This window comes from Bacillus sp. FSL R5-0443, from assembly GCF_038608285.1.
GTDB classification, from domain to species: Bacteria; Bacillota; Bacilli; order Bacillales; family Bacillaceae; genus Bacillus; species Bacillus velezensis.
The window spans coordinates 815,321-840,983 of record NZ_CP152013.1 but is presented as its reverse complement, the minus strand read 5'-3'; the positions used below and the strand labels follow the sequence as shown (position 1 = coordinate 840,983).

The 25,663-nt window shown below is 47.4% G+C and carries 20 protein-coding genes; 1 reads left to right on the top strand and 19 read right to left on the bottom strand.

The genetic code is table 11. The features are described from left to right. Positions 1-13 precede the first annotated feature (13 nt). A complete protein-coding gene (locus NYE28_RS04260; RefSeq protein ID WP_012117104.1) occupies positions 14-565 on the top strand; it encodes a PadR family transcriptional regulator in 552 nt (183 codons plus the stop codon). 37 nt (positions 566-602) lie between these two features. Here the strand turns inward: NYE28_RS04260 and cyoE are convergent, their stop codons facing one another. The 19 genes from cyoE to rlmD form a co-directional block, all read right to left on the bottom strand. Continuing rightward, positions 603-1,550, bottom strand: a complete 948-nt coding sequence (cyoE, locus tag NYE28_RS04255; RefSeq protein WP_342490312.1) for a heme o synthase — start codon at positions 1,548-1,550, stop codon at positions 603-605. Positions 1,551-1,915: 365 nt separating this feature from the next. Continuing rightward, positions 1,916-2,773 carry a VOC family protein gene (locus NYE28_RS04250; protein WP_072588908.1) on the bottom strand — a complete coding sequence of 286 codons (858 nt, stop codon included), beginning with the start codon at positions 2,771-2,773 and terminating at the stop codon, positions 1,916-1,918. A gap of 16 nt (positions 2,774-2,789) precedes the next feature. After that, complete coding sequence (locus NYE28_RS04245; protein ID WP_012117101.1) at positions 2,790-3,194, bottom strand: DoxX family protein; 405 nt, start codon at positions 3,192-3,194, stop codon at positions 2,790-2,792. 167 nt (positions 3,195-3,361) lie between these two features. After that, positions 3,362-5,179, bottom strand: coding sequence for an ABC transporter ATP-binding protein (locus tag NYE28_RS04240; RefSeq protein WP_160223430.1), 1,818 nt, complete (start codon positions 5,177-5,179; stop codon positions 3,362-3,364). Then, positions 5,160-6,893 carry an ABC transporter ATP-binding protein gene (locus tag NYE28_RS04235; RefSeq protein WP_012117099.1) on the bottom strand — a complete coding sequence of 578 codons (1,734 nt, stop codon included), beginning with the start codon at positions 6,891-6,893 and terminating at the stop codon, positions 5,160-5,162. Before NYE28_RS04235 ends, NYE28_RS04240 begins: the two co-directional genes overlap by 20 nt. A 295-nt stretch (positions 6,894-7,188) precedes the next feature. Then, positions 7,189-9,516 (bottom strand): peptidase G2 autoproteolytic cleavage domain-containing protein, encoded by a 2,328-nt coding sequence (locus tag NYE28_RS04230; RefSeq protein ID WP_012117098.1) that lies wholly within the window; start codon positions 9,514-9,516, stop codon positions 7,189-7,191. Between the two features lie 187 nt (positions 9,517-9,703). Further along, complete coding sequence (locus tag NYE28_RS04225) at positions 9,704-11,290, bottom strand: alpha-glucoside-specific PTS transporter subunit IIBC (protein WP_012117097.1); 1,587 nt, start codon at positions 11,288-11,290, stop codon at positions 9,704-9,706. A gap of 16 nt (positions 11,291-11,306) precedes the next feature. Next, positions 11,307-12,068, bottom strand: coding sequence for a MurR/RpiR family transcriptional regulator (locus NYE28_RS04220; RefSeq protein WP_033574995.1), 762 nt, complete (start codon positions 12,066-12,068; stop codon positions 11,307-11,309). A gap of 68 nt (positions 12,069-12,136) precedes the next feature. After that, a complete protein-coding gene (gene glvA / locus NYE28_RS04215) occupies positions 12,137-13,486 on the bottom strand; it encodes a maltose-6'-phosphate glucosidase (protein ID WP_007610111.1) in 1,350 nt (449 codons plus the stop codon). Positions 13,487-13,656: 170 nt separating this feature from the next. Further along, positions 13,657-13,839, bottom strand: coding sequence for an H-type small acid-soluble spore protein (locus NYE28_RS04210; RefSeq protein WP_003155535.1), 183 nt, complete (start codon positions 13,837-13,839; stop codon positions 13,657-13,659). Positions 13,840-13,904: 65 nt separating this feature from the next. Continuing rightward, positions 13,905-15,713: a sigma-54-dependent Fis family transcriptional regulator gene (locus NYE28_RS04205; RefSeq protein WP_043020678.1), complete on the bottom strand. Its 1,809-nt coding sequence runs from the start codon at positions 15,711-15,713 to the stop codon at positions 13,905-13,907. A gap of 106 nt (positions 15,714-15,819) precedes the next feature. Beyond that, positions 15,820-17,199 carry a dihydrolipoyl dehydrogenase gene (gene lpdA / locus NYE28_RS04200; RefSeq protein ID WP_082999107.1) on the bottom strand — a complete coding sequence of 460 codons (1,380 nt, stop codon included), beginning with the start codon at positions 17,197-17,199 and terminating at the stop codon, positions 15,820-15,822. Positions 17,200-17,213: 14 nt separating this feature from the next. Continuing rightward, complete coding sequence (locus NYE28_RS04195) at positions 17,214-18,407, bottom strand: dihydrolipoamide acetyltransferase family protein (protein WP_160222917.1); 1,194 nt, start codon at positions 18,405-18,407, stop codon at positions 17,214-17,216. A gap of 14 nt (positions 18,408-18,421) precedes the next feature. After that, positions 18,422-19,450 (bottom strand): acetoin:2,6-dichlorophenolindophenol oxidoreductase subunit beta, encoded by a 1,029-nt coding sequence (acoB, locus tag NYE28_RS04190; protein ID WP_337681368.1) that lies wholly within the window; start codon positions 19,448-19,450, stop codon positions 18,422-18,424. Between the two features lies 1 nt (position 19,451). Next, on the bottom strand, positions 19,452-20,453 hold the full coding sequence (gene acoA, locus NYE28_RS04185; protein ID WP_003155540.1) for an acetoin:2,6-dichlorophenolindophenol oxidoreductase subunit alpha: 1,002 nt from the start codon (positions 20,451-20,453) through the stop codon (positions 19,452-19,454). A 209-nt stretch (positions 20,454-20,662) separates the two neighbouring features. After that, positions 20,663-21,211 (bottom strand): DUF6884 domain-containing protein, encoded by a 549-nt coding sequence (locus NYE28_RS04180; RefSeq protein WP_342490311.1) that lies wholly within the window; start codon positions 21,209-21,211, stop codon positions 20,663-20,665. Between the two features lie 156 nt (positions 21,212-21,367). After that, complete coding sequence (locus NYE28_RS04175; protein WP_342490478.1) at positions 21,368-22,351, bottom strand: tRNA-dihydrouridine synthase; 984 nt, start codon at positions 22,349-22,351, stop codon at positions 21,368-21,370. Positions 22,352-23,049: 698 nt separating this feature from the next. Further along, a complete protein-coding gene (locus NYE28_RS04170) occupies positions 23,050-23,349 on the bottom strand; it encodes a YfzA family protein (RefSeq protein WP_020955510.1) in 300 nt (99 codons plus the stop codon). 786 nt (positions 23,350-24,135) lie between these two features. After that, a complete protein-coding gene (gene rlmD, locus NYE28_RS04165) occupies positions 24,136-25,536 on the bottom strand; it encodes a 23S rRNA (uracil(1939)-C(5))-methyltransferase RlmD (RefSeq protein ID WP_021493862.1) in 1,401 nt (466 codons plus the stop codon). Positions 25,537-25,663: the final 127 nt, after the last annotated feature.

Sequence of the window (25,663 nt, the reverse complement as noted above, 5' to 3'; positions counted from 1 at the left end):
CTTGGAGGGCAACATGAGAATTTTAAAGTACGCGATTTTAGGGCTTTTGCGAAAAGGCGAATTGAGCGGATATGATATATCGAGCTATTTTAAAGAAGAGCTCGGCCAGTTTTGGAGCGCAAAGCACAGCCAGATTTATCCGGAATTAAAAAAACTGACGGCTGAGGGATTTATTACGTTTCGCACTGCGATTCAAGGAACGAAGCTTGAGAAAAAAATGTACACGCTGACTGACAAGGGAGAGCTGGAGCTTGCTGCCTGGCTGACGAAAAAAGACCCGATTCCGGAAACGGTCAAGGATGAATTTATGCTGAAGGCTTATTTCATCTCAGCTTTGACGCAGGAAGAAGCGGATGAGCTATTCACCGATCAGCTCGTAAAGCGGAAGGAGAAATTGTCCGATCTGGAAAACAGTTATCAAGAACTGATGACATCGTCCGCGGAGGCGGATTCATTTTCTTCTCCTGATTTCGGCCATTATCTCGTGCTGACAAAAGCGCTTGAGCGGGAACGGAATTATATTTCCTGGCTTGAAGATATTTTGGCTCTCATCAAAAAAGCATAAACAAAACGGGGCGGCTCTGTATCTGCAAGCCGCCTGTTTACGTTCTGAGAACCGCATTGATAAACGAATCAGCGATTAAAATAAGAAAAAGCAGACTGAAATACACAATCGAATAAAAAAACATCCCCTTCGACCATTGCGTGTCATCCGCCGCCTGAAAGCCTTTGACGCTCCGGTACAGCCAGATGGCTCCGAGCAGGAGAGCGGACGCGGTATAAAACGGGCTGACGTCTATATAAAGAGGAACGAGCAGCGAAACCGCAGTCAGAACGGCGATATAGCGCAGCATTTTTATTTTTGTGGCGCGGTTGCCTTTTATGATCGGCAAAAGCGGAATGCCGGCGGCACGATACTCTTCCTTTCGCCTGATTCCAATCGCCCAGAAATGCGGCGGCTGCCACAAAAACATAATCGCGTATAACAAAATCGCGGGCATATCAATGTACCCGGTCAGCGCGCAATAACCGATTAAAGGCGGAGCCGCCCCGGGAAAACTGCCGACAAATGTGCTCCAGACGGATTGTCTTTTAAACCAAAGCGTATAAACGACGGCATACAGCAAAAATGCAAGCAGGCCAAGAACGGCGGTCAGTACATTAAGTGAAGCAAGCATGATGAATCCGCATGCGCCGAGACATGTGCCGTACAGGATCATGACCGGCGGCGGTATTCTCCCCGTGACGCTGGCGCGGGTGCGGGTTCGCGCCATCTTTGCGTCCATGCCGCGGTCAAAAAAGTTATTAAAAACAGTGCTTGATGCCATGACCAACGCCGTTCCGATCATAGCAACCGCCATGGCGGCAAATATACCGGGCCCTCCGCCCGTCCTTTCCGACTGAAGCCATGCGATCCAAAATCCGCCCAATGCGGCGAGTGAATTTGAGATGATAATCCCCGGTTTGGCAAGAATGATAAAGTCCTTGACCGTCACCCGGTTTCCGTTATGCTTCATAGACTGTTCCGTCTGTGCTGCATTTGAGTTCATTTGTTCAGGTTCTCCTTTTTCGGCTTATCATATCAGGAAGAATCAGGAAGAACAATTTATTTTGGGTATTTTTCACACAATTGTAAATTGTGTATAAAAAGCCGCATCTTGTGACCGGATGCGGCTTTTGCCTTTTTCTATTCAAAGTCTGCCCATACAGCTTTTTCAATCCGGCGGATGCTCTGAGCTCGGGCCGGCGATGACGGGCTCCACGCGTCATTTTGAGCCTCACTGAGATGTTCGCTCTCTTCAGTCACACAAAAGCCGTGTGTATATTGCAAATCGACGTTCTTCTTTCCCGAACCTTCCCAAGAAAACTTCAGAAAAATAAAAAACCTTGCCGGTTAGACGGCAAGGTTTGTTTCTTACAGTGTAAATGCGATATCCGCCCCTGATACAGGGTCTTTGACGAATACGCCCTCTTCTTTTTCTTCGATCTCAAAGCCGGCATCGGTCAGCGCTTTTGTCACACGTGACAGCTCTTCTTGATGCGGCAGCGCGATGGTGTAATAATCCAGCCCGCTTGCGTTTCCCGGTTTCGGCGGCGCATGTTTTCCGGCCCATATATTCAGACCGATGTGATGGTGATACCCTCCCGCCGAAACAAACAGAGCGGACATGCCCGCGTAATTGCCGACAATGTCAAAACCGAGGATATCGGTGTAAAACGCTTTGGCTTCCTGTAAATCCGTCACATGAAGATGGATGTGACCGATTACGGTTCCTTCTGGGAGACGGCTTTTCCGTTCAGCTCCGGCTTCTTCCAAAAGCCCGTCCACATCGACGGGCGCCGTTTGCATGACATAATTGCCCTCTGCATCCCGGCGCCACGTGCTGCGGGGACGATCGGCGTATATTTCAATACCGTTGCCGTCCGGATCAGACAGGTAAAGAGCCTCACTGACCGCGTGATCCCCCTGACCGAGCGCGATGCCGTTTTCAATCAGCCTGGCCAATGCGATGCCGAGTTCTTTCCGGTCAGGCAAAAGTATCGCGAAATGGTAAAGGCCGGTGACAGACCGCTCCGGCAGAACGACGGCGCTTGGATTTTCTTCAAGCACCAACAGGACGCGTTTTCCGTCTGCTGACAGTCTTGCTGAACGATCTGTCTGCGAGATGACTTGAAGGCCGATTACATTCCGGTAAAAGCCGAGCGAGCGTTCCATATTTTTAATGGTCAATTTGACATAACCGATTGCCGTATCTTGATGAATGCCGGTCATTTGAACGCCTTCTTTCTTATGCTGAAAAAGTTTCTCCCTTTTTTGATTTGAAAAGGAGCTGATCCAATGAAAGCAGACGGCTTCCTGAAAGCGCTAAGTGAATTGACGCAACCAGTAAGATGAAATCAAATTCCGATCCGCCCATAAATGGTGAGGAAAGCTTCGCCGTGAAGATGGCGCCGACTAATGTGACGGCAAACAGAACGCCGATAATGCGCGTTGCTAAACCGAAAAAGATCAGAACCCCGCCGACAAGCTCAATCGTCGCGATGACATAGACCATAAAGGCCGGAATCCCGATGCTCTGGAAAAATTGCGCAGTTCCTTCCAACCCTTGAAACTTGGATAAACCGTGAACAAAAAAGATAATACCTGTTACAACCCTTAAAAGCAGTGTTCCTGTTTCGAATGATTTATTCATAAAATCCTCCTTGAAAATTATTATCACTTACTTTATGTAAGCTAGTATATATACATAACTTATTTACGTCAAGTAATTTTGTTACATTTAACGAAAATAACTTAAAAGTACTATTTGCCTTCGCGAAAAAAAGACCTCCGCACTCTGTCGGAGGTCTTTTTCCCTATCTACGATTCCCGGAACTGGCTTTCATATAATTCCCGGTAAAACCCGTTCTGGCTGAGAAGTTCGGCGTGGGTTCCTTTTTCTTCCATTTCGCCGTCTTTCAACACAAGAATCTGGTCGGCTTTTTGAATTGTGTTCAGCCTGTGAGCGATGATGACGCTTGTTCTGCCCGTCATTAAACGGCCGAGCGCTTCTTGTATTTTCACTTCGGTCACTGTGTCAATGTTGCTCGTCGCTTCATCCAAAATGAGCAGCACCGGGTCCGCCAGCACAGCTCTCGCGATGGAAATGAGCTGTTTTTGTCCTTGGCTGATGCCCGCGCCGTTTTGGGTAAGAACGGTATCGTAGCCTTTCGGGAGCCGTTCGATGAACCCGTGGGCATTGGCGGCTTTTGCGGCTTCCTCCACCTCTTTGTCAGAAGCATCCAGCCGGCCGTAGCGAATATTTTCCCTGATGGTGCCCTGAAAGAGAAAGGAATCCTGCAGGACAAACCCCATGTTTTTTCTCAGACTGGATCTCGTCAGTTTTTTGATATCCGTTCCGTCAATGAGGATTTTTCCGTTATTCGGCTCGTAAAAACGGGCGATCAGGCTCGTAACGGTTGTTTTACCCGCTCCGGTCGGTCCGACGAAGGCGATGGACTGTCCTTTCGGAACGCTGAAGGACAGGTGTTTTAAGATCGGGCTGTCTTCCTGATAGCCGAAGGAGACATCTCGGAATTCAATCTCTCCCGTTTTGATCGGCTGGTACAGCGCATGCTCTTCATCTTCCCGCTCCTCTTTTTCATCCAGCACGTCAAACACCCGTTCAGCCCCGGCGATGGCCGATAACATCGTATTGAACTGATTGGCTAAATCATTTAAAGGGCGCGTGAACTGCCGCGAATATTCGGCGAATACGACGATGGAACCGATTGAAATCCACCCCTTCAGCGCAAACAGCCCGCCGACCGCCGCTATAATCGTAAAGCTTAAATTGTTTAAAGAGTTCATTACTTTCGGAATGAATCCCGAAATCGTCTGCGCCCAAAACCCCGATGATTGTAACGCCGCGTTTTTTTCTAAAAATTGTTCCATGACGCGGTCTTCCCTCGAATAGGCTTTAATGACCTTCGCCCCTGATATCGACTCTTCAATAAAACCGTTCAGCTCGCCGAGGTTTTTCTGCTGCTGTTTAAAAAGCAATCCCGTCCGGTTGGTGATCCATTTAATGCTCAAAAGCATGATCGGAATAATCAAAAGCGTGATCAATGTTAAAAGCGGACTCATGTACAGCATGACGGAGATTGTGCCGACGAATGTAATGACGCTCGACAGCACTTGAATGACGGATGTATTTAAAGTGGAGCTGACATTTTCGATATCATTGGTGACCCGGCTCATTAAGTCCCCGAGCCGCTGTTTATCAAAAAACGGAATCGGCAGCTCATGCAGATGGGTAAACAGCTCGCTCCGCATTTTAAACACGGTGCTTTGCGAGATATTGATCATCCAATAGTTTTGAAACCATAAGGACAATGATTGCACGAGGTAAATCCCAAACAGGATGAACAGCACCCCCGCCAATCCGTCTGTCGTCTGTCCGACGATAAAATGATCAATCGCTTTCCCGATGACGAACGGTCCGAGCAGGCCGAATATGGCGCTTATGACTACCATGATGATCACAAGGGTTAAAAGCCCTTTTTTCTCGGCTACATAAGACCAGATTCTGCGCAGCGTGCCTTTTGTATCTTTTGCTTTCGCGCGTTTTCTGCCGCCTTCATTCGATTTGAGCGGTATTTTCGGATATCGGAAAGGTTTACGAATGTCTTTTTGCATTGTCAGCTCCCTCCTTTCCGAATTGTGATTCATAAATCTGCCGGTACAGATGAGACTGTGCCATCAGCTCTTTGTGCGTGCCTTTAGCCAGCAGTTCGCCGTCTTCAAGCAATAAGATGGTGTCAGCCTTCATCGCAGTCGTTATTTTCTGCGTAATAATCAGTGTCGTGCATTCATAGGATCTGATCGCTTGTAAAAGCTTCGCTTCCGTTTGAAGATCAAGCGCGCTCGTACTGTCATCTAACAGCAGGAGGGACGGCTTTCTGATAAAAGCGCGCGCGATGGAAATCCGCTGCTTCTGCCCGCCTGACAAATTGACGCCCCGCTGTCCCAGCACCGTGTCGTATCCGTTTGACAGCTTCATAATCGTGTCATGGATTTGCGCGTCTTTGGCCGCTTCCATTACTTCATCTAGTGAAGCATCCTCCCGCCCCCAGGCGATATTTTCACGGATGGTGCCCGAAAACAGAAGCACTTCCTGCGGAACATAGCCGATTTCCCTGCGCAGCCCGCAAGCGGAGAATTCACCGATCGGTTTGCCATCTATGAAAATACTGCCCGAATCAGCCGTGTACAGGCGCGGAATCAGCTGAAAAAGCGTTGATTTTCCTGAACCTGTCGCGCCCATAATGGCAACCGTTTCTTTCGGGCTGGCTGAAAAGGACACGTGATGCAGCGCGTCTTTTTCCATGCCCGGATAGCGGAAGGACACTTCGCGAAACTCAATCCCGCCTGCAAGCGCCCGTGCCGGGTCCTGCCCCGTTCCCTCGCCGCCTTCTGTTTCCAGCACCTCGCCGATTCTTTCTCCGGAAGCCTTCGCCCGGGAAAATACCATGATGAGAAAAGGAAGGACGGACAGCGCGCCTGTAATCCGCGTCGCATAGTTAATGACGGAAACGACATCGCCGACCTGCGCTCCGCCCTGAGCAATGCTTTTGGCGCCGAACCATAAGATAAACAAAATACAAATGTTCATCAGCAGCATTAAAATCGGCATCGCCGCTTCCACGAGACGAAAAGCGGAGACCGTTTTTTCCATCAGCTTCGTATTCGATTTCAAAAAACGTTTCACTTCGTGGTTTGCACGGAGGAGCGCTTTAATCAGTTTGATCGCCGTCAGGTTTTCCTGCATGATCGTGTTGACCTGATCAAGCCGCTTTTGCACAGACCGAAACAGCGCGCCGCCTCTTTTCAGCACCCACAGCAAAAACAAAAGCAAAATCGGCACCGTGATCAGCAGAAAAAACCCGAGTTTCGCATTGACGGTCAGCGAGAGAATAATGCCCCCCGCAATCATTAACGGCGCCCGGAGCATAAACCGGAGACTCATGAAAAGCATATTCTGAACCTGTGTCACATCGTTTGTCAGCCGGGTGATAAACGATGTGGATGAGAATTGCGCAAACGTCGAATAGGAGAAGGATTGAATTTTTTGAAAAAGCCCTTTTCGCGTATCATACGCATAGCTCTGGCTGATGTGGGCGGAGTAGAATGAATTTAAAATGCCCGATGCGAATGAAACAGCGGTCAGTCCGATCATCACGCCGCCCCACAGCCAAACCGTTCCGAGATCCTGCTTTAAAATTCCTTCGTCAATGATTTTCCCGATCAGCAGGGGCTGTAGCAGCTCTACCGCAAGCTCGATGAGCATGAAAAACAGAGCGATTCCCGCCAAAAGAGAATACGGTTTTACATATGATAAAGCCTTTGACATGTGTAAGCCTCCAAATCCTTTGTTCAATATGTATGTATATTTATTTTATTTGTTTGTCTTAAATGAATAAAGGATTAACCCTTGAACCTGCACTTTTATTATGTACTTTGTGTAAAAAAAACGGAAATATCATTGAGGATAAAAATTGTGGGAATGAGGCGTGCAGATATATGGAGACTGTCTTATCTTTTCTTTTTACCAGCTCCTGAACCGGAGCCTTTTATTTTAAAATGACTAGCGGAGCCTTTAAAAGACGTCCGCTAGTCAGATGATCATTCATACCGTGTCATTTCATTTAACGAATAAAAACGAGAGCGACCCCGAATCCTTTATCAGCATCAAACTCATTGATCACTTTCATGACCTGCCAGCGCTGGTTTGGAGCATCAGATTTTGTTGCAATCCCATTATGAGCGTGAATAAAATCTCCCGCTTTCACAGTCTCATCGCATCTGACATATACCTGGCCGATGAGTCCGACAATGTTCCACTCGTCTCTCTCTTCTCTTGAAGCGTAGTCTTCTTCAGGCCGAAAGTCCGGATTTTCCTTTGGCGCCATGACCGTATGGCCATTCGCATCTTTCTGTTCTTCATAAACATAGCCGCCAAATTCATTCTTTACGTATCGTCCCGACCAGTGAAAACTCGACTCACCAAGAATCACTCCGGCGGTCTCGGAAATGACCCCAAGCATGAGGTCACCTTTTTCAGCCGGTCTGATCTTATCACCTTCAAGTGTGACAAGTGTTCCCGTCGGAATCTTTTCCCCTCTCAGGCTTTCAAAATACTCGGCGTAGTCAGAGAATGTCGAGGAACCTGTTACGCCTCCCGTAGCCTTAATTGTTCCTTCTTTTGCGTGAAGCTCAATCTTTCTGTTGGCTGATGACGGAGTGCTGCCGGCACCCCAGCCAAGTGCTACAGAATCTGAATTCGGATTAATTGTATTGTACGAAGAAAGCACTGAAGATTGAGCCGCTCCGGTTGCTCTTCCCCGAACAGAACCAGCCACAAAATTATTATTGCCTGTAGCGTGAGATTCACGGGAGCCAATGACCCCGCTTCCTTTATGTTTGAATAAGAAATAAGGAGTGACTGCTCCTCCAATGTTAAAGTCAGTTTCATAACCTGAAAAATCACAATTGGATACATTAAGATCTGGATCTGAGGAATAAATTCCAACTGTCCCGCTATTATTTTTTGGAGATCTCTGTCCCCAAACATTACTAACAACAGACTCGTACATTCCGCTGCCAAATGCAACTCCTTTTTTTCCGGAGTCAATCAAGGTGACACCATCCACCATTACTTTTCCTACTGAGTTATCCCCGCCGACAATATATAAATCATTGTCTGCAGTCTTAAATCCGCGAATGGTTATATTCTTTAAGCTAATTAAGCGTCCTTTATAAAATACGCTGACTACCGAATTACCCTTATAATCAATTGAACTATCATCACAAACAGCATGGAAATTCACAACACTCACACCATCATATCCGGAGATTTGCAACGCGTTTGGACCCGCCCCTTTGTAAAGATCATTCGGCTTAGGGTTATATGCGATACAATTCGCAAGCTGCACATCATGGGCTGTCGCTGACTGAGGATCGCTTGCTGTGTGGTGACCGATATGGCGAATGCTATATCCAATGGCATTTTCGTATGCGCGACAGTTAACAAGCTGTACTCTCTTCGCAGCCGGTGCATAACCGTGTGCCTTAATCTCAAAGCCTCGGACTCCTCCAATTGAGATACAACTATCAATCATTACGTCTTGAGAGCCGTCATCAATTTCAAAACAGTTCGTGTTAGAAGTTCCATCGTTTAGCCCCATTGGATGATAAGAGAGGCAATGACTGAAAGTCGTGTGTTTCCCAAAGTGACAAGTAAAGTTATCATCCCCGGACCCTGTTGCTTCACAATGTGAAAACGTTACAAAGTTACAGCCGTTGGGCTGATAATAAGTTGGATCATCTTTTTCTCCATGTCTGTTATAGTTCGGGCTTGTAGAATCAAAGCCGTGCAGGCCGGCGTTCTTCGCAAACACATGCTCGACAAAAGAATAGTCAACATTCGCAAAAAGCAAACAGCTTGAAGTGGGGCCTTTCGGAATCTTCCAGCCGGAAGGACGCGTATCCTTGTTCCAATCCAAAGTGAGATGGCCGACGTAAATATTTTCATTACCGTTCGTATAATCACTGTTGGTCAGAACAGAATGGCCGACCGGTGTTTCGTCTAATAATTTAATGACCGTTCTTTTCTTGCCTGCTCCGACAAGCATTGTATTTGACGGAACAAACAATCCCGATGTTCTGAATACACCCGCGGGAACTGTTACGACATAACCTCCGTCGGCCATGGCATCATGAAATGCCTGCGTATCATCCGTTACGCCGTCTCCTTTAGCTCCAAAATCCATAACGTTCCGCTCTGTCACATGTTCAAATCTGTTTTCATACATGTTAAGTCTTTCGTTTAAATTTTCATAAGTTGACGTGCCATTGCTAAGCGCAGCACCGATTTTGCTGTCAATCGCTTCAAAGTTTTGAGCAATGCTTTCAACTTCAATCCCTTCGGCTTTATCGGGTTTGTAAAGTCCTAAGAAAGTCGTATAGTTTGTCATTGTCTTGCCTCCTATTTGTTAATTGCTATTTAAAATACCGCAGAAGTCATTTCGTTTTTTGCACCCTCTCATTTTCACTCCTGCATGTACAGGTGGCAAAGGTATGACAAATTCATACATTTCTTCAAAACATAAAAAGAGCGCCGGATTAACAAGCGCTCTGCACATAATCTGCTGCTGCAGTATTTTAACCATTCAATATTTTCTCGACACGCTCCCGCATTTGCGGAACGCCTAATCCGACAATGACCTGAAGCGCCCTGCCTTTTCTGACGACCCCGTGGGCTCCCAGCTCTCTGAAATCGGCGTCACTTTTGACCTTTGATTCATCAGCGACAGTGACGCGGAGACGGGTGGCGCAATTGGTGACCTCCGTAATATTGTCCTTTCCGCCCAGCGCTTCAATATACAAAGCGGCTGTATCCCGCTGTGTTTCGTCTGCCGCCGCTGTTTCTTTTGAAGCCTGCTTCCGTTCTCTGTACTCCTTTTTCGAATAGAGCTTTGTTTCCTGCCCTTCCTCTTTTTCTCTGCCCGGTGTGGCGATGTTGAATTTGAGAATGAGGAAACGGAAGACAAAAAAGTAAACAGCGGTAAAACACAATCCGATAATGATCTGGTATACATACGTCAAGCCGTGGCTTGACGCCAGCGGGATCCAGTTCAAGGTCGCAGCTTCGATCAAACCGCCTCCCATATTTCCGACGACGCCGGCCATATACATGACGGTTGCCATGGAAGCGGCAAGCAAAGCATGAACCGCAAATAAAAACGGCGAGATAAAAAGGAATGTAAATTCAATCGGCTCTGTAATTCCCGCGACAATGGACGTCAAGGTGACCGGGATCAATAGGCCGGCGACGATTTTTTTCTTTTCCTTTGAAGCCGTGGCGTAAAAAGCGAGCGCGATTCCCGGAATGCCGAAGATTTTCGAGTTGCCGTGAAGCGCGAAGCCCCCCTGCGGGAACAATTCTTTCAGCGGTTTGACGCTTTGAGAGTATTCCCCGAGATGCTGGGCCCAATAGGTGACGATACCGCCTTCAGCCACAGCCGGACCGTAAATAAACGGAGAGTAAATAAAATGATGCAGGCCGGTCGGAATTAAAATCCGCTCCAGGAACGTGTAAATCCACACGCCGATCGCCCCGGAAGAAACGAGAAAACTTTGCAGCGAGCCGATTCCGGACTGAACCATCGGCCATACGTATGCCACCGCAAGTGAAATCGGTATCATAATGAAGAAAGAAATGATAACGATGTAGGAAGATCCTTGAAAAATCCCCAGAAAATCCGGCAGTTTTTTATCAAAATAACGATTGTGCAAATACACGACAATAGATGAAATAAAGATGGCGCCGATAATATTCGTATCAAGCGTTTTGATCCCGGCGATCATCGTCAGCCCGCTCGTTCCGCCCGCTTCCTGAGTCATATCGACATGAAAAGCTCCGCCCCAAACCGTCAGAATCGCATTGATAAAGTAATTGAATGTCAGATAAACTGTAAGCGCTTCCAAACAAGCCCGCGCCTGCGCTTTTTTCGCTAAGGCGACAGGTATGCCGATCGCAAACAGGAGCGGCATTTGGTTAAAGACGGTCCAGCCGCCCTGTTCAATGACGTACCAGCATTGATACCAAAGCCCGTCAGGATCAGCCAGCGGCCCCATCAGCGTTTTATTTTTAAACAGCGTACTCAGACCGACAATAATACCGGAAAATGCAAATAATAAAACAGGCACAAACATCGCGCTGCCGAAGCGCTGGACTTTTTGCATCATTTCACGTGACCTCCCGCTATTTATCAAAATTTTCGAGCTCTTTATAATCAACATATGCACGGAATAACGCTTCGCCCACCAGAAAAAACGGGGCGAATGCGACGATTTCCGTTTTATCGCTTAACGTCACCGGCTTGCTGGTCGCATAAAGATTATACGGCGTCGTTTGCGCCAGTACGTTGTTTTTCAGATTGGTGATTGAAATAAACGGAACTCCCTTTGCGGACAGGGTCCTAACCTGCGGAATTAATTCGGGTGTTTCGCCTGATAAAGAAATAATGATGAATACGTCATCAACCGTAAAATCATCACACATGATATCAAACTCTGTGATGTCCTGAATTAAAATCAGATACTTCCGCCGGGATACAAACATCCGCTGCAGCTCACGGGCGCACACCCTCTGAGCCGTGCCCGATCCGTAAACGAAAATCCGTTTTGCTTCATCTATCAGCCGGCACATCTCCGTCATATCTTTTGACTTCACGTATTTTACATTGGCTTCAATATCATCCAGCAGCTTTTCAAACGTCATATTCTCGCCCTCTTCAGGCTGATCCTCCCATTTCAGAAAAACCCGGAATTCACTATAGCCGCTGAAGCCCAGTTTTTGGGCAAGCCGCAGGATGGAAGACCGAGAGACATTGCAGGCTTTCGCCATGTCATTGATACCGAGATGATAGCACGTATGCTTATGATTCAATATATATTTTAAAATATAAAAATCGTTATCATTTAATTTCGCGTAATGCTGATTAACCAGTTCTTCAAGACTCATCCCAAAAATCCCCCCGTTTTCTTTCTATTATATAGAATAACAGATAAAGAAAACGGGGAAGATTGTCATCAGGAAATAGGAGACGGACTTACATCAAGCTCAGGCCAGTAGTCCTTGTTAGCCTCCATCAGATCTTCAAGAATCAGTCTTGCCACACGGGCGTTCGGCACTGTTTTTGACAGGATCAGCGCCTGCCACAGCTTTTGAAATGACCGCTCTTCCCACGCTTCAGCCGTCAGTTTTTCAACAGACACCTGCTGTTCCATCAGGCCTTTTTGAAATTGCGGTATGTTCCCGACTGAGAGCGGTTCCGGTCCGTTTGAGCCTACGAGACAAGGAATCTCAACCATGGCTGACGGATCAAAGTTTGCGATCGCGCCGTTATTTTCAACGATTAACAGCATCCTCTCCCCTGTGTTGTAAGCGATGGCCCGGGCAAGGTCGACGATATAGGAAGCATGATCATCAATTTTAATTTCACTGTTCTCCGACGATTGTTCGCGCGTAATCATATCGCATTGGCTGAAAATGAAAGCTTCCCGCCCTTCCATGACTTCGTTGGCTCTCGTATGGTTCGGGTTTGATTTTTTCACCATATCATCCGGGAATAAGTAATATTGCAGATATGTGTTCGGAAGCGTATCCGGATCAGCCGCCTGTACGTCGCGCGCTTTTTTGAATGTGTCATTCCAGCTTGCTTCAGTCTGTTCGGCCTCCGTCTTCGGAACGTAGCCATATTCACGGACATGCTCTTTCAGCTTCGGCATTAAATCATTGCCATGCCGGTCTGTGATGGACGTCCACCAGCCAAAGTGGTTCAAGCCGTAGTAACGGACGTTCATTTCTTTCCGTGAAGATAATCCGAGGATGTTCGCCATGCGATCCTCAATTCCGACCGGCATGTCGCAGATGTTCAATATTTTTGAATTCGGTCTGAGGCGCCGTGTAGCTTCGGCCACAATCGCCGCCGGATTGGAGTAATTCAGCATCCATGCGTCGGGCGAGTACGTTTCCATATAATCAAGAATCTCCAGAACACCGCCGATAGAGCGCATGCCGTATGCAATTCCGCCCGGCCCGCATGTTTCCTGGCCGACCACGCCGTACTTCAGCGGGATTTGTTCATCGAGCGCGCGCATCGCATATTTTCCGACGCGGATATGCGCCATGACGAAGTCAACATCCGTAAAAGCCGTCTCTGGGTCATCAGTCGCCAGAAATTCAATGTCCGGCGCTTTTTCTTTTATAAATACCTCACACGCACCCGCAATCCGCTCCTGCCTTTCTTTATCATTGTCATAAAGTTTCAGCTTTCTGATCGGAAACTCTTCCAGGTGATTCAAAAGCATTAATACAATTCCGGGGGTAAATGTGCTGCCACCGCCTGCAATAACGATTGAGAATGATTTGTCTGTCATGTGAAGCCCTCCTCTGATAACGTTTACATTTTATTTATATCATGAGAAGGTCCGATCTGTACCGGGTTTGGAGGAGTTAGATCATTTAATCATTTTTAGTTATTTTTCTCAAAAAGCGGGAAAGTTCCCACAGGTACGAAAAAGGCCTGCTGTCATCAGCAGACCCATTCTCAAAAATGCTCTTGTAAATCAGAAAGCAGCACTTCCTGCTCAAATTGCGGATTTCCGATCGGAAAAATTCTGGCTGTTTCCTTGTCTTCGTTGACATGCTGAATATAAATCGGAACTCCTTCGTACGTCACATACGCCATGGCGGCGGATTCTGAAATGTCTTTCGCACGCTGTGTATTCACGTCTCAAACCTCCTTTAGGCCTCACACATAACGTGTCCGGCAGCCAAGAGAAGTATGCTTGTTTCTTACAATTGTCCGGCGGTGAGTTTGAATTTTTTGAGACGTTTGTAAAACGTGCTCCGCGGGATTCCGGCCATTTTGGCGGCCAGCGTGACATTCCCCTTCGCCGATTCAAGCGCGTTTACGATGATGTTTTTCTGAATGTGCTCCCGGATGGAGACAGGGGGCGCTTCTTCCTGTTCATAAGACTCGGCCGCCTCTTTAAGACCTGACGCTTCAAGCAGGGCTGCGATGGGGCGTTCTGACAGCCGTCCGTCCGGGAACATGACGGAAAGACGTTCAAATACATTAAACAATTCCCTGATATTCCCCGGCCATTTCCGGCTCTTTAATAGGTCTAAAAAGTCATCAGGAAGCTCCCCGCGCCAGCCGCGATTTCGCTGAAATTCAAGGAAGAGGCCGGGAATGTCTTCGGTGCGTTCTCTTAATGGAGGGAGGTGGATCGGACAGACGTGAAGCCGGTAAAATAAATCTTCTCTCAGCTTTTTGCACTCGACAAGCTGTCTCAGATCAGTGTGGGTGGCAGTGATGATTCTGATGTCAACGGGAATCTCTTTTGTCCCGCCGACCGGGGTGACTTTCCGTTCCTGCAGCACCCGTAACAGAGCGACCTGCATGGAGTGTGCTATTTCTCCGATTTCATCGAGGAAAAGCGTGCCTTTATCGGCTTTTTGCAAAGCGCCGTTATGTCCTTTCCGTTTGGCCCCGGTGAAGGCGCCTTCCGAGTAGCCGAACAGTTCGCTTTCAATCAGCTTTTCGGGGACCGCTCCGCAATTGACGGCGATAAACGGGCCGTTTTTCCTGGAGCTGTTGTTATGAATCGCCCGGGCGGCAACCTCCTTTCCCGTCCCGGTTTCTCCCGTAAGACAAACGGTTGCGTCCGTGCGGGCGACAAGCTCCAGCTGCTGAAGCATATGTCGGGATGACGGGCTTTTGCCTGCCGCACCATGGAATATAAAAGACGGCTTTTCTTCTCGTTTGGATAAGTAAATGCACGAGAAGCCGTTCTCCTCCCGCTTCGCCTGCTTGATGTGATAGCCATGTTCCTCAAGCTCGCGCAGCATATGTCCGGTAAAATGCTGAACGGGACGGCTTGCGGCGATAACCCGGCTCATTTCATTGCAAAGCACGATCGGATCGTGAGACCGGGTAAGCCCGGCGAACTTGCTGATCATGTCAAGTTCTGTCATTTTGATCTTTAGGGCAAGCTCCCGTTCCGCCGTATAAGCGATGGAGGAGGCAATTCCGAGCATAAACGGCTGAGCGCGGGCGGCGGGGCAAGAAATATCAATGACACCCGCCAGCCTCCCGTCTTCATAACGGATCGGCGCGGCGGAACAGCTCCATTGATGAGAAGCGAGCGAATAATGTTCAGAACCGTGTATCATGACCGGCTCATTTGTATAAAGAGCCGTCCCGATCGCATTCGTGCCGACGGCTGTTTCCGTCCAGCGGGCGCCTTTTAAGAAATTGATGCGGTTCGCTTCATGAATGGTGCGCGGGTGGCCGTCAACTGAATGGACAACGCCGTCTGAATCAATCAGGAGAACCATCATTTCCATTTCCCGCATCGCCGTTTTCATTCTTTCTGCATACGGCGTTGAGGCCGCTAAAAATAACGCATGCTTTTCGGCCTGTCTTTCTAAATGATCTGCCGGCATTACATTCGGCCCCTTTTCGAGATAAGGGTTAACGTCGGCTTTTTTGCAGCGGTGCCATGAGGCGGCCACCCGCTTCTGAATACGGGATTCATCAAGCACGCCTTCTTTCACAAAGCGCTTCCAGGTTTTAAAATCATTCCGAATGACATTCATTGTATTCGCTCCCCCCTGTTCAGACCATCTTTTCATATATTGTAGGGGAAAAATAAAGCGCTTTCAACGAAAAATACCCCTTCTCATCTGAGAAAGGGTATTCCGGTTATACGGAATGCACCGCAAGTCCGGTGACATTCAGCAGGGCTTCCTGAAGCGTTTCTGACAGAGTCGGATGCGCCGCGATAAAGTGCTCCGACATATCAGCCGTCATTTCACCGTTCATCATCATGACCGCCTGACCGATCAATTCCGTCACGTCCGGCCCGATCATTGACACGCCGACGATTTCTCCGAATTCCGGTTCGGCAATGATTTTCATTTTGCCGCCATGCTGATGTTTAATTAAGGCTTTTCCGTTAGCAGAAAATGAGCATTCTCCGATTTTCACATCTCCGTATGTCTCTCTCGCCTGTGTTTCCGTCAGCCCGACAGCGGCCATTTCCGGCGATGTATAAATACAGCGGGGCACTGCATGCATATTGACTTTGCTGTCCTTTCCCGAGGCATGCGCGGCGGCTGTGATTCCTTCATGAATGGCGGCATGCGCGAGCTGCATTCCTCCGGCAGCATCGCCGCACGCGTATATATGAGGCACATTGGTCTGCATATGGTCATTGACTTCAATGCCGCGCGGAGAATACCGGATGCCGGCCTGCTCCAGATTCAAGCCATGCAAACGCGGCTTTCTCCCGATTGCAACCAAAATGTGATCAGCCTGCGCCTCAATTTCTTTGCCGTCTTTTGTCCACACCGCGGTTTTCCTTTCTTTGTCAATCCGCTGAAGGGCGGCTTTCGTCTGAATATCAGCCCCGCTGTCTCTTAAAGAGTCTTCGAAAACGGCGGCGATTTCTCCGTCTTCTGCCGGGAGCAGCCGGTCAGCCGATTCAATCACCGTCACTTTCGTTTTAAACCGGCTGAATAAAGAGGCAAATTCACAGCCGATCACACCTCCCCCGACAATAAGCAGAGAAGAAGGAATTTGCTGTAAAGAAAGCGCGTCTTTGCTGTCGATCACCCAATCGCCGTCAAATGGGGCAAACGGCAGCTCCGCCGGTTCAGATCCGGATGCAATCAATATCCGATCCGCTTCCAGAATGTCTTTTGCGCCTCCTTCTCCTTCAACAAGCAATGTCTGCTCTGTGAGAAATGAGGCTGTCCCGCTGATGACTTTAATCTGATTTGCTTTCATTAAGTATTGAATTCCCTGCACGAGCTGGCTGACGATTTGCCGTTTGCGCCCCTGCATGCGGGCCCAATTGAGTGTAATGTTTTGCGGCAGTTCGATGCCGAATGTATCTGCGTGCCTGATTTTATCGAGCACATTCGCGCTTTCCAAAAGCGACTTTGTCGGGATGCACCCCTCATTGAGACAAGTGCCTCCGAGCGGCCCTTTGTCGATCAGAACGACTTCTTCTCCCCTCCGCGCGGCAGTCACGGCAGCTGCATATCCGGCAGGCCCGCCGCCGATAATGGCTAGTGTCAATCTCTTCACCCTCTCTATAAAATCAATCCGGCCGGCTCTTCAAGCAGCGCTTTGACCGTTTTCAGGAAGTCCGCAGCCGGTGCGCCGTCACATACTCTGTGATCAAAGGTAAGGCTCAGCGGCAGCATGATGCTTTTGACAAGCTCATCTCCTTTAAACGCAGGCGTTTCATAGCTTGCGCCCACTCCGAGAATACCGGCTTCAGGCGGATTAAGAATCGGGGTGAAATGCTCAATTCCGTAACCCCCGAGATTTGTAATAGAAAATGTCGATCCGTGCAGATCATCTCCGGAAGCATTGCCTTCCCGCGCCCGGCGTGCCGATGTGCTGATGTGATCCGCAAGCTCAAGGAATGAAAGCTTTTCCGCATCCCGAATCACCGGCACGACGAGACCGTTTTCAAGAGAAACCGCCATCCCGAGGTGGACATATGGATAGGTGATGATCCGCTCCTCTTGATAAGAGCTGTTCAGCTCAGGATGCTGTTTCAGCGCAAGCACTGCGGCCCGGGATACGAAATGTGTGACCGTCAGTTTAACACCGCTCCGCTTTTTCACGCTGTCGGCGAGCTGCTGCTGCCATTTCACAAGCTCCGTAATGTCCGCTTTCATCGTCAGCGTCAGCTGGGCGCTGTTTTGCAGGCTTTTGTGCATTCGGTCTGCAATTACTTTTCTCATCGCTGAAGCCGGTTTTTCCTCCGGCTGTGCCGTCTGAACCGAAGACTGCGGTTCAGATTCCGTCTTCATGGCCTTGATGACGTCAGCTTTTACGATTCTGCCTCCGGGCCCCGTCCCGTTCAGCGTATCAACTTTCAACCCGGCTTTCTCCGCCATTTTTCGGGCAACGGGAGATATTTTCACGCGGTGTTTACGCTTTTGCACGGCTTTGGGAGCGGGAATATGTTCAGGTTCAGATTGCGGTTTCCCTGCATTTTCAGGAGCCGGCGTCTCCTTCTCCCGCACTTCTTCGCCGTTTTCCCCGATATAACAGATGGGCGTTCCCGGCGGGACTCCTTCTCCCTCTTTGACTTTAATATGGAGAAGCGTGCCGCTTTCAGGCGCTTCTATTTCCATTTCTATTTTTTCCGAGTTGATGCTGGCGATGCTTTCTCCCTTTTCAACCGGGTCGCCGACTTTTTTATTCCAGACGGATACTTCACCTTTCTTCATCGCCATTCCCAGCTTCGGCATTACTACTTTTACAGCCATTCTATATCCCTCCTTTAATTCATTGCCAGCTCGCCAAGCAATTCAAGCGTGACGCTGACAATTTGGTCTGGTGTCGGCAAATATTGATCTTCAAGCACCGGCGAAAACGGCACTGGTGTATGCGGCGCTGTAATCCGTTTAATCGGCGCATCAAGCAAATCAAAGCCCTTATCGGCGACAATCGCAGCAATATCCGTGGCGATGCTGCAGCGCGGATTGGCTTCGTCAATGATGATCAGCCGGTTTGTTTTTTCTAACGATGTGAAAATCGCTTCCTCATCTAAAGGAGACAGACTCCGGGGATCAAGCACCTCGGCGTCGATGCCTTTCTCAGAAAGCTGCGCAGCCGCTTCAAGCGCGGTATTGACCTGCTTGCCGACTGCAAAGAGCGTGACATCATTGCCTTCGCGTTTGATATCCGCCTTTCCGAGGGGAATTGTATAATAATCTTCCGGCACCTCGCCCTTCATGTTGTAGGACGTTTTATCTTCAAAAAAGAATACCGGATCATTGTCTTCTATTGCTGCAAGCAGAAGACCTTTGGCATCATACGGATTGGACGGCACAACTGTCTTCAGTCCAGGGATGCTCGTGAACAGGCCATACAGCGCCTGCGAATGCTGAGCGGCTGCCCGGAACCCCGCTCCGTATGTGGTGCGGACGGTGATCGGCACTTGCGCTTTACCGCCGAACATATAGCGGAATTTCGCCCCTTGGTTGATCACTTGGTCAAAGCACGTTCCGATAAAATCGTTAAACATCAGTTCCGCAATCGGTCTCAGCCCCGTGGATGCCGCAGCCATGGCCGCACCCATGTAGCCCGCCTCAGAAATTGGTGTGTCCAGCACCCTGCTTCTGCCGAATTCCTGTACGAGCCCCTTTGTGACCCCCAGTACACCGCCCCATGCTTCATCATCTTGCAAGTGATCGACCGCCGCTCCCCCGGCGACATCTTCACCGATTACAAGCACATTGTCGTCTTTTCTCATCGCAAGCTTCATTGCTTCATTGATCGCGTCCGACATGCTTATGACTCTCGCCATCTCACATTCCCCCTTTTTCATATGACACGTAGACGTCTGTCAACAGCTCTGACTCTTTCGGATATGGACTCTTTTCGCTGAACGAGACGGCTTTTTCAATCGATTCGCTGACACGCTGTTCGATGTCTGACAGTTTATTTGCATCTGTTTCTTTTAGAAGATAGTTTTTAAAGCCTTGAATGGCATCCTTTTCTTCAAGATGCTCAGTCTTTTCATCCTTTGTTTTATAAGTTTGGGCATCCCCTTCGAAATGGCCGTAGTTTCTGTAAGTCATACATTCAATCAAAGACGGGCCTCCGCCGTTTCTTGCTCTTTCTATCGCTTCCCCGGCTGCCTGATAAACTGCTAAAATATCTTTTCCGTCCACCGTGACCCCCGGCATGTTGTAGGCAGCCGCCCGATCGGCGATTGAATCACAGGCTGATGCGTACTCAAATGTCGTGGCTTCGCCGTAACCGTTGTTTTCGGCGATGAACACGACAGGAAGATTCCATACTGCCGCTAAGTTCAGCCCTTCATGGAAAGTCCCTTGGTTATTGGCTCCATCCCCAAAAAAGCAAACGCTTACATTTTTAGTTTGTTTATATTTAGCCGTGAGCGCTGATCCGCATGCGAGCGTGAATCCGCCCCCGACGATTCCATTTGCGCCTAACATGCCTTTATCAAGATCCGCAATGTGCATAGAACCGCCTTTGCCTTTACACAGTCCGGTCGCTTTTCCGAATATTTCCGCCATCATGCCGTCCAGATCACAGCCTTTGGCGATACAATGGCCATGTCCCCTGTGTGTGCTTGTAATGCTGTCGCCATCATCTAAATGAGCGCACACCCCCGCAGCTACCGCTTCTTCACCGGCATACAAATGGACGAATCCGGGAAGCACTCCTTGCGCGAACAGTTCATGCACTTTGTCTTCAAAGCCCCTGATTTCCAGCATCTTTTGGTACATCCACAGCGCTTTCTCCTCAGTTAATGACAAGCCTTCTCGTTTTAACAATTCCATTTTGTGCGCCTCCTTCTATTTAGGGTTCACACTTATGAATGCAAGAAGCATGCCAGCCTTTGAAGCCCGTAAAATGAATGTTTTTATTTTTACAATGGAGACAGTTTGAGACAGGTGTCTCATTTTGTCTCGATCTGTTCCCTTTGTCTCGTTTTATGGCATACAAAAAAGACCGGGCATGACCCTGTCTTTGACAATGATCGACGTATTTATTTCCTCGGAAATCTTTTAACTGCTTCATTCTTCTGCATACAGTCTATCGCGGCGTTTGAGTGGTTACACTCTTTTTTTTTCATATCCGCGTGCTGCAGTTCATGCTTTTCTTCAACAGCCCGATTCAGCGCTTGAAGCATGTAGCCAATGCCTTTATACGATGACAAAGGCCAGGTGATATGCTGATGCTCTCCGATGACGGCGTTTAGGACGCTTCGGTATTTTTTCCCGCCAAGCATGACAAGCTCTTCGATGTCGGAAAAGCCTTTTTCATGAAATTGACGGCGCAGCTCGTCCGCTGCCATGATCTCCGGATGACCGGTTCCAAAAGTGACATCGTAATTTCCGGGAACCATATCATCCGGACGAAGGAATCCGTGCTTTGCCGACAAAATTACCCACTCATCGAAAAATGCTTTCGCATATCGCTCGCACGCCTGATGAAACGGGCTGAGATAAGCGTCTTCCGCCCTTACCGGCCCTGTATCTGAATGGACATCCCAAATTTTTTTCTTGCCGCAGGGGATGATGCACAGTCGTTTCATTTTTCTCTCCCCTTTATGATGTATGTCCTATCAATGTACCATGATTCGTTTATTTCTGCATGACGAAACTGGCCATGGATCTGTCTGGGTAAAAACTGCACACAAAAAGACCCGGAATTCAAACCGAAATCCGGGCCGGATGAAGAGTTATTTATGTCACTCTTGCTCCATCCCATCAAGATACTTTCTCTCAAAGTCATCGAGCAATGCACGCACTTCATCTGTTGACTTTGTATTCATGCATTGATTTCTTAATTCACTTGCTCCACGGAATCCGCGGAGATATATCTTGAAAAAGCGAGGGAGCGGTTTATATGCTCGAGCTTCTGTTTTTGAATATTCATCATGAAGATCCAGGTGCAATCTCAAAAGATCAAGCAATTCCTTACTGCTATGCTCTCTCGGCTCCTTTTCAAAGGCGAATGGATTAGTAAAAATGCCTCGTCCAATCATAATCCCGTCAACACCGTATTGTTCAGCGAGTTTCAAGCCGGTTTCACGGTCAGGAATATCCCCATTGATCGTCAATAGGGTATCCGGCGCTATCTCATCACGAAGTTTCTTGATTTCCGGGATGAGCTCCCAATGCGCATCTACTTTACTCATTTCCGCTCTTGTACGCAGATGAATGGAAAGATTCGCAATGTCTTGTTTCAGTATGTGTGTCAGCCAGCCGCGCCATTCTTCTATATCCGTGTAGCCAAGTCTGGTCTTCACACTTACCGGCAGACCTCCTGCTTTCGCCGCCTGTATTAATTCGGCTGCAACTTCAGGACGGCAAATCAGGCCGCTTCCCTTTCCATTCCCCGCCACATTAGGTACAGGACAGCCCATATTGATATCCAGGCCCTTAAACCCTAATTCCGCCATCCCAATACTCATTTGGCGAAAGTTTTCAGGCTTATCTCCCCATATGTGGGCAACCATCGGCTGTTCATCCTCCGTGAAAGTCAAACGGCCGCGCACACTATCCTTCCCATCCGGGTGACAATAGCTTTCTGAGTTTGTAAACTCTGTGAAAAACACATCAGGTCTGCCGGCTTCACTCACAACATGGCGAAAAACGACATCCGTCACATCTTCCATTGGTGCCAGTACAAAAAATGGCCGTGGTAATTCACGCCAGAAATTATCTGTCATAACAAATCCAAATCCTTTCATGATGGGATACAGCCAAACCTTGATCCCAAAATTAAAAACTGACCATGCTTCTTTTACACTTATAGCATGTGTCAGCACTTCTTATCAAACGATAGTAAATTTTGAACATTTCACTTTTTACACGTGAAAAAGTGAAAAGCAAACTGAAGCAGAACACCTTAATTGAGTTAACGTAATAGACTATCGCTATAGTTAACCCCATATCGTTCATTTCTGATCAACTCAGCCAACTCCTTAACCATATAATCGGTTCGAAAGAGAAAAAAGTGTGCTGATTATCTACACCTATTTTTTATTTATATTGTGGTTTATTAATAGTAGCGCTGACCTTCACCTTTCTTAGCAGCCTTACTTTTGCTCTTTTTGGACAAAAAGAATTCCAACCTAAATAGAATATCATATGAGTTCTCCCTATTACCAATGCAAAATAATTGGCCATATGTCAATATCTTTATAACGTTTTAGTTTTAAAGTTATTACTTATAAACAAAATATCTGCATAAAAAAAAATAAATAATTACATTTATAAGGTGCCACAGAAATCACCTATAAATGTTTGTATAAGGTTACGATTCGGTAATCCTGATCCAAAACCAATAAAATAGACTGCTGACTAAGTGTCGCAGTCTTCATTCATAAGATTAATAAGAAAGTTTCTTTCACCATTAAATAAGGCATCAGAAGTTATTGCTTTCATTTCGAATATCCTTTGTTATACCTGTAATGATTTGTATAACAGTGAAAACCCCCAAGAAAACAGTGACAATATTAAACCATGGATTATCATAGAATGAAAGATATGTTTGAAAGAAATCCAGTTCAGCTATGTTTGCTGGGAATCCATTCATTTCTCTATAATTAGGACCCCATCCCGTTAATTCTGCAAAATTAAAATAAAGCTGTGAAACTAAAAATGCCAAAACCGTGAGAAACCAACTTTTTTTATACAACGGTCGTTTTTTGTTTACTTTATCCATTTCATTATCTATTTCCTTTTCTGCAATACTTTTTAGCCAAGTGACAATCTAACATCATTATATGATGAAGCATGATTGTCGCAATAATTACTTATTAAGGATATAACCATCGCAGGTATTACTGTAATAGTTGTTATCACTTGCGTTTCCGCCTCGGATTTATTTCTTCTTTGGGAATAAGGAAAATAATCGGGGTCCTTTTTTCCTGTTTAGGCTTTCATATCATGTATAACGGCCAAACATGCTTTTTTAGTGTGTTTGATCTTTTATCCACAGTTGTTGCTAATAGTAGTTGTGCCAACTGCCGTTGTGATTAGTGTAAGTAAGCAGCCTTGCCTTTTACAGCTTCTGCTTCAGAACCTTCGTTCAGTTGTTGAGGTTCCAATATCTCTCATTCGGTTTCACCTCCTTATCATTTATTACAACTATCGCCAATAGTAGATGTGCCGATGAGTGTCGGGACTTTATTCTTTAAGAAAGAAGTTTACAAAATATTGACTAAAATTACAAGTATTCACGGAACTTGAACGACTTGTTATTGCTTCTGGTTCACAACAAGATCTTCATATTTTGTCTGTAATGCCGTTTCCAAACGGAAAAAAGAAAGTGTTAATAGAAAGCAGCCTACTTGGCTGTTTTTCACTTGCTTTTCCATACGTTTTTTCAACTCTTTTTAGCAGTTAAATAAAGACAAAAGACAGATAGGACAAGGGCAAAACATGAAAAACCCGGAAATCGGAATTGTTTAATTTACCGAAATCCAGGTCTGATTACGAATTGTTTATTTTAGTTAGACGATTTCAACACAAGCTTCGCCACAGCTTCTACATGAGCCGTCTGCGGAAACATATCAACAGGCTGAATATATTCGACGCGATAGTCCTTCGACAGCGTCTGCAAGTCTTTCGCCAGTGTGGAAGGATTGCAGGATACGTAGACGAAGCGTTTCGGTTTTACTTTTTTGATGGTATCTAAAAATGTTCTGTCACAGCCGGTTCTCGGCGGGTCGACGATGACCACGTCAGGACGGAAGCCTTCTTTCGTCCATTTCGGGAGCCAGTGTTCGGCTGTTCCTGTGACATATGCCGCATTTTTGATGCCGTGTTTTTTGGCGTTTTTCTTCGCATCGTCAATTGATTCTTTAATGACGTCCATGCCGCGGATCTCTTTTGCGCCGTTTGAAACCCACATGCCGATCGTACCGACGCCGCAATACGCGTCTACGACTTTTTCTTTTCCTGTCAGCTGAGCCGCTTGTTTCACTTCGTCATACAGCTTGACCGTCTGCTCAGGGTTGAGCTGGAAGAAGGCGCGGGCGCTCAGTTCAAATGACACGTCACCGAGCACTTCTTGAATGGCATGGCTTCCGGCCAGCGCTTTTGTTTTGTCACCGAAAATGACGGATGTGCGCGCGCCGTTGACGTTTTGAATAATCGATTTCACTTCCGGCAGACGGTTCTGAATGGCTTTGACGATCTCGTCTTTATTCGGCAGTGTCTCTTTCGCGGTGACAAGCACGACCTGCACTTCGCCTGTTTCAAAACCGACTCTCGTCACGATGGTGCGGACATCGCCTTTTTTGGTCCGTTCGTTATAAACGGATACGTTGTGTTTTTCCAAAATACGGCGGACGATACCCGTTGTTTTGTTTGTCGCCGGATGCTGGACAATGCATTCCTTAATCGGAACGATTTTATGGGAATCAAGTCCGTATAAGCCGGCAATGATGCTGCCGCTTTGCGAGCGTCCGACTTGGAACTGGCTTTTGTTCCGGTAATTCCAAGGGTTGTCCATTCCGATCGTATCTTTAATGTTCATTTCTTCGACATTGAATCTCGTATGACGTTCCAGAGACTGAATGACGATGTCGCGTTTTTCGCGAAGCTGCTGGGTGTATGCCAGATGCTGAAGCTGACAGCCGCCGCACTGGTCATAGACCGGGCATGGCGGCGTGACGCGGTGTTCAGACGGCTTGCGAATTTTTTTGACACGTGCTTCTGAAAATTTCGGCTGCACATTTGTCGCTTCGGCAACGACTTCTTCACCGGGCAGAGCGCCGGGAACGAAGACAACTTTTTTCTTAAAATAGCCGACGCCCTCTCCGTTAATGCCGAGACGTTTGATGGTCAGCGGAAATGTCTGTCCGATTTTCAATTCGGCAGGCGCCTTTTTTTGATGTTGATTCACGTTTTTTTCTCTCCGTTTCTATATAAAGCCTTCCTCCTGGGAAAACGGCTGATTTGAAATATCACATCTTTTCAGTATAACATGCAGCCGGCGGTTCCTTCATGTTTTTCACTGGAAGTTTCCAAAA

What these genes read in the sequence shown, in the direction of transcription:
- NYE28_RS04260 (WP_012117104.1), top strand. Translation starts at nt 14, where the DNA reads ATGAGAATTTTAAAGTACGCGATTTTAGGGCTTTTGCGAAAAGGCGAA.
- cyoE (WP_342490312.1), bottom strand. Translation starts at nt 1,550, where the DNA reads ATGAACTCAAATGCAGCACAGACGGAACAGTCTATGAAGCATAACGGA.
- NYE28_RS04250 (WP_072588908.1), bottom strand. Translation starts at nt 2,773, where the DNA reads ATGACCGGCATTCATCAAGATACGGCAATCGGTTATGTCAAATTGACC.
- NYE28_RS04245 (WP_012117101.1), bottom strand. Translation starts at nt 3,194, where the DNA reads ATGAATAAATCATTCGAAACAGGAACACTGCTTTTAAGGGTTGTAACA.
- NYE28_RS04240 (WP_160223430.1), bottom strand. Translation starts at nt 5,179, where the DNA reads ATGCAAAAAGACATTCGTAAACCTTTCCGATATCCGAAAATACCGCTC.
- NYE28_RS04235 (WP_012117099.1), bottom strand. Translation starts at nt 6,893, where the DNA reads ATGTCAAAGGCTTTATCATATGTAAAACCGTATTCTCTTTTGGCGGGA.
- NYE28_RS04230 (WP_012117098.1), bottom strand. Translation starts at nt 9,516, where the DNA reads ATGACAAACTATACGACTTTCTTAGGACTTTACAAACCCGATAAAGCC.
- NYE28_RS04225 (WP_012117097.1), bottom strand. Translation starts at nt 11,290, where the DNA reads ATGATGCAAAAAGTCCAGCGCTTCGGCAGCGCGATGTTTGTGCCTGTT.
- NYE28_RS04220 (WP_033574995.1), bottom strand. Translation starts at nt 12,068, where the DNA reads ATGAGTCTTGAAGAACTGGTTAATCAGCATTACGCGAAATTAAATGAT.
- glvA (WP_007610111.1), bottom strand. Translation starts at nt 13,486, where the DNA reads ATGACAGACAAATCATTCTCAATCGTTATTGCAGGCGGTGGCAGCACA.
- NYE28_RS04205 (WP_043020678.1), bottom strand. Translation starts at nt 15,713, where the DNA reads ATGAATGTCATTCGGAATGATTTTAAAACCTGGAAGCGCTTTGTGAAA.
- NYE28_RS04195 (WP_160222917.1), bottom strand. Translation starts at nt 18,407, where the DNA reads ATGGCTGTAAAAGTAGTAATGCCGAAGCTGGGAATGGCGATGAAGAAA.
- acoB (WP_337681368.1), bottom strand. Translation starts at nt 19,450, where the DNA reads ATGGCGAGAGTCATAAGCATGTCGGACGCGATCAATGAAGCAATGAAG.
- acoA (WP_003155540.1), bottom strand. Translation starts at nt 20,453, where the DNA reads ATGGAATTGTTAAAACGAGAAGGCTTGTCATTAACTGAGGAGAAAGCG.
- NYE28_RS04180 (WP_342490311.1), bottom strand. Translation starts at nt 21,211, where the DNA reads ATGAAACGACTGTGCATCATCCCCTGCGGCAAGAAAAAAATTTGGGAT.
- NYE28_RS04175 (WP_342490478.1), bottom strand. Translation starts at nt 22,351, where the DNA reads ATGACAGATAATTTCTGGCGTGAATTACCACGGCCATTTTTTGTACTG.
- NYE28_RS04170 (WP_020955510.1), bottom strand. Translation starts at nt 23,349, where the DNA reads ATGGATAAAGTAAACAAAAAACGACCGTTGTATAAAAAAAGTTGGTTT.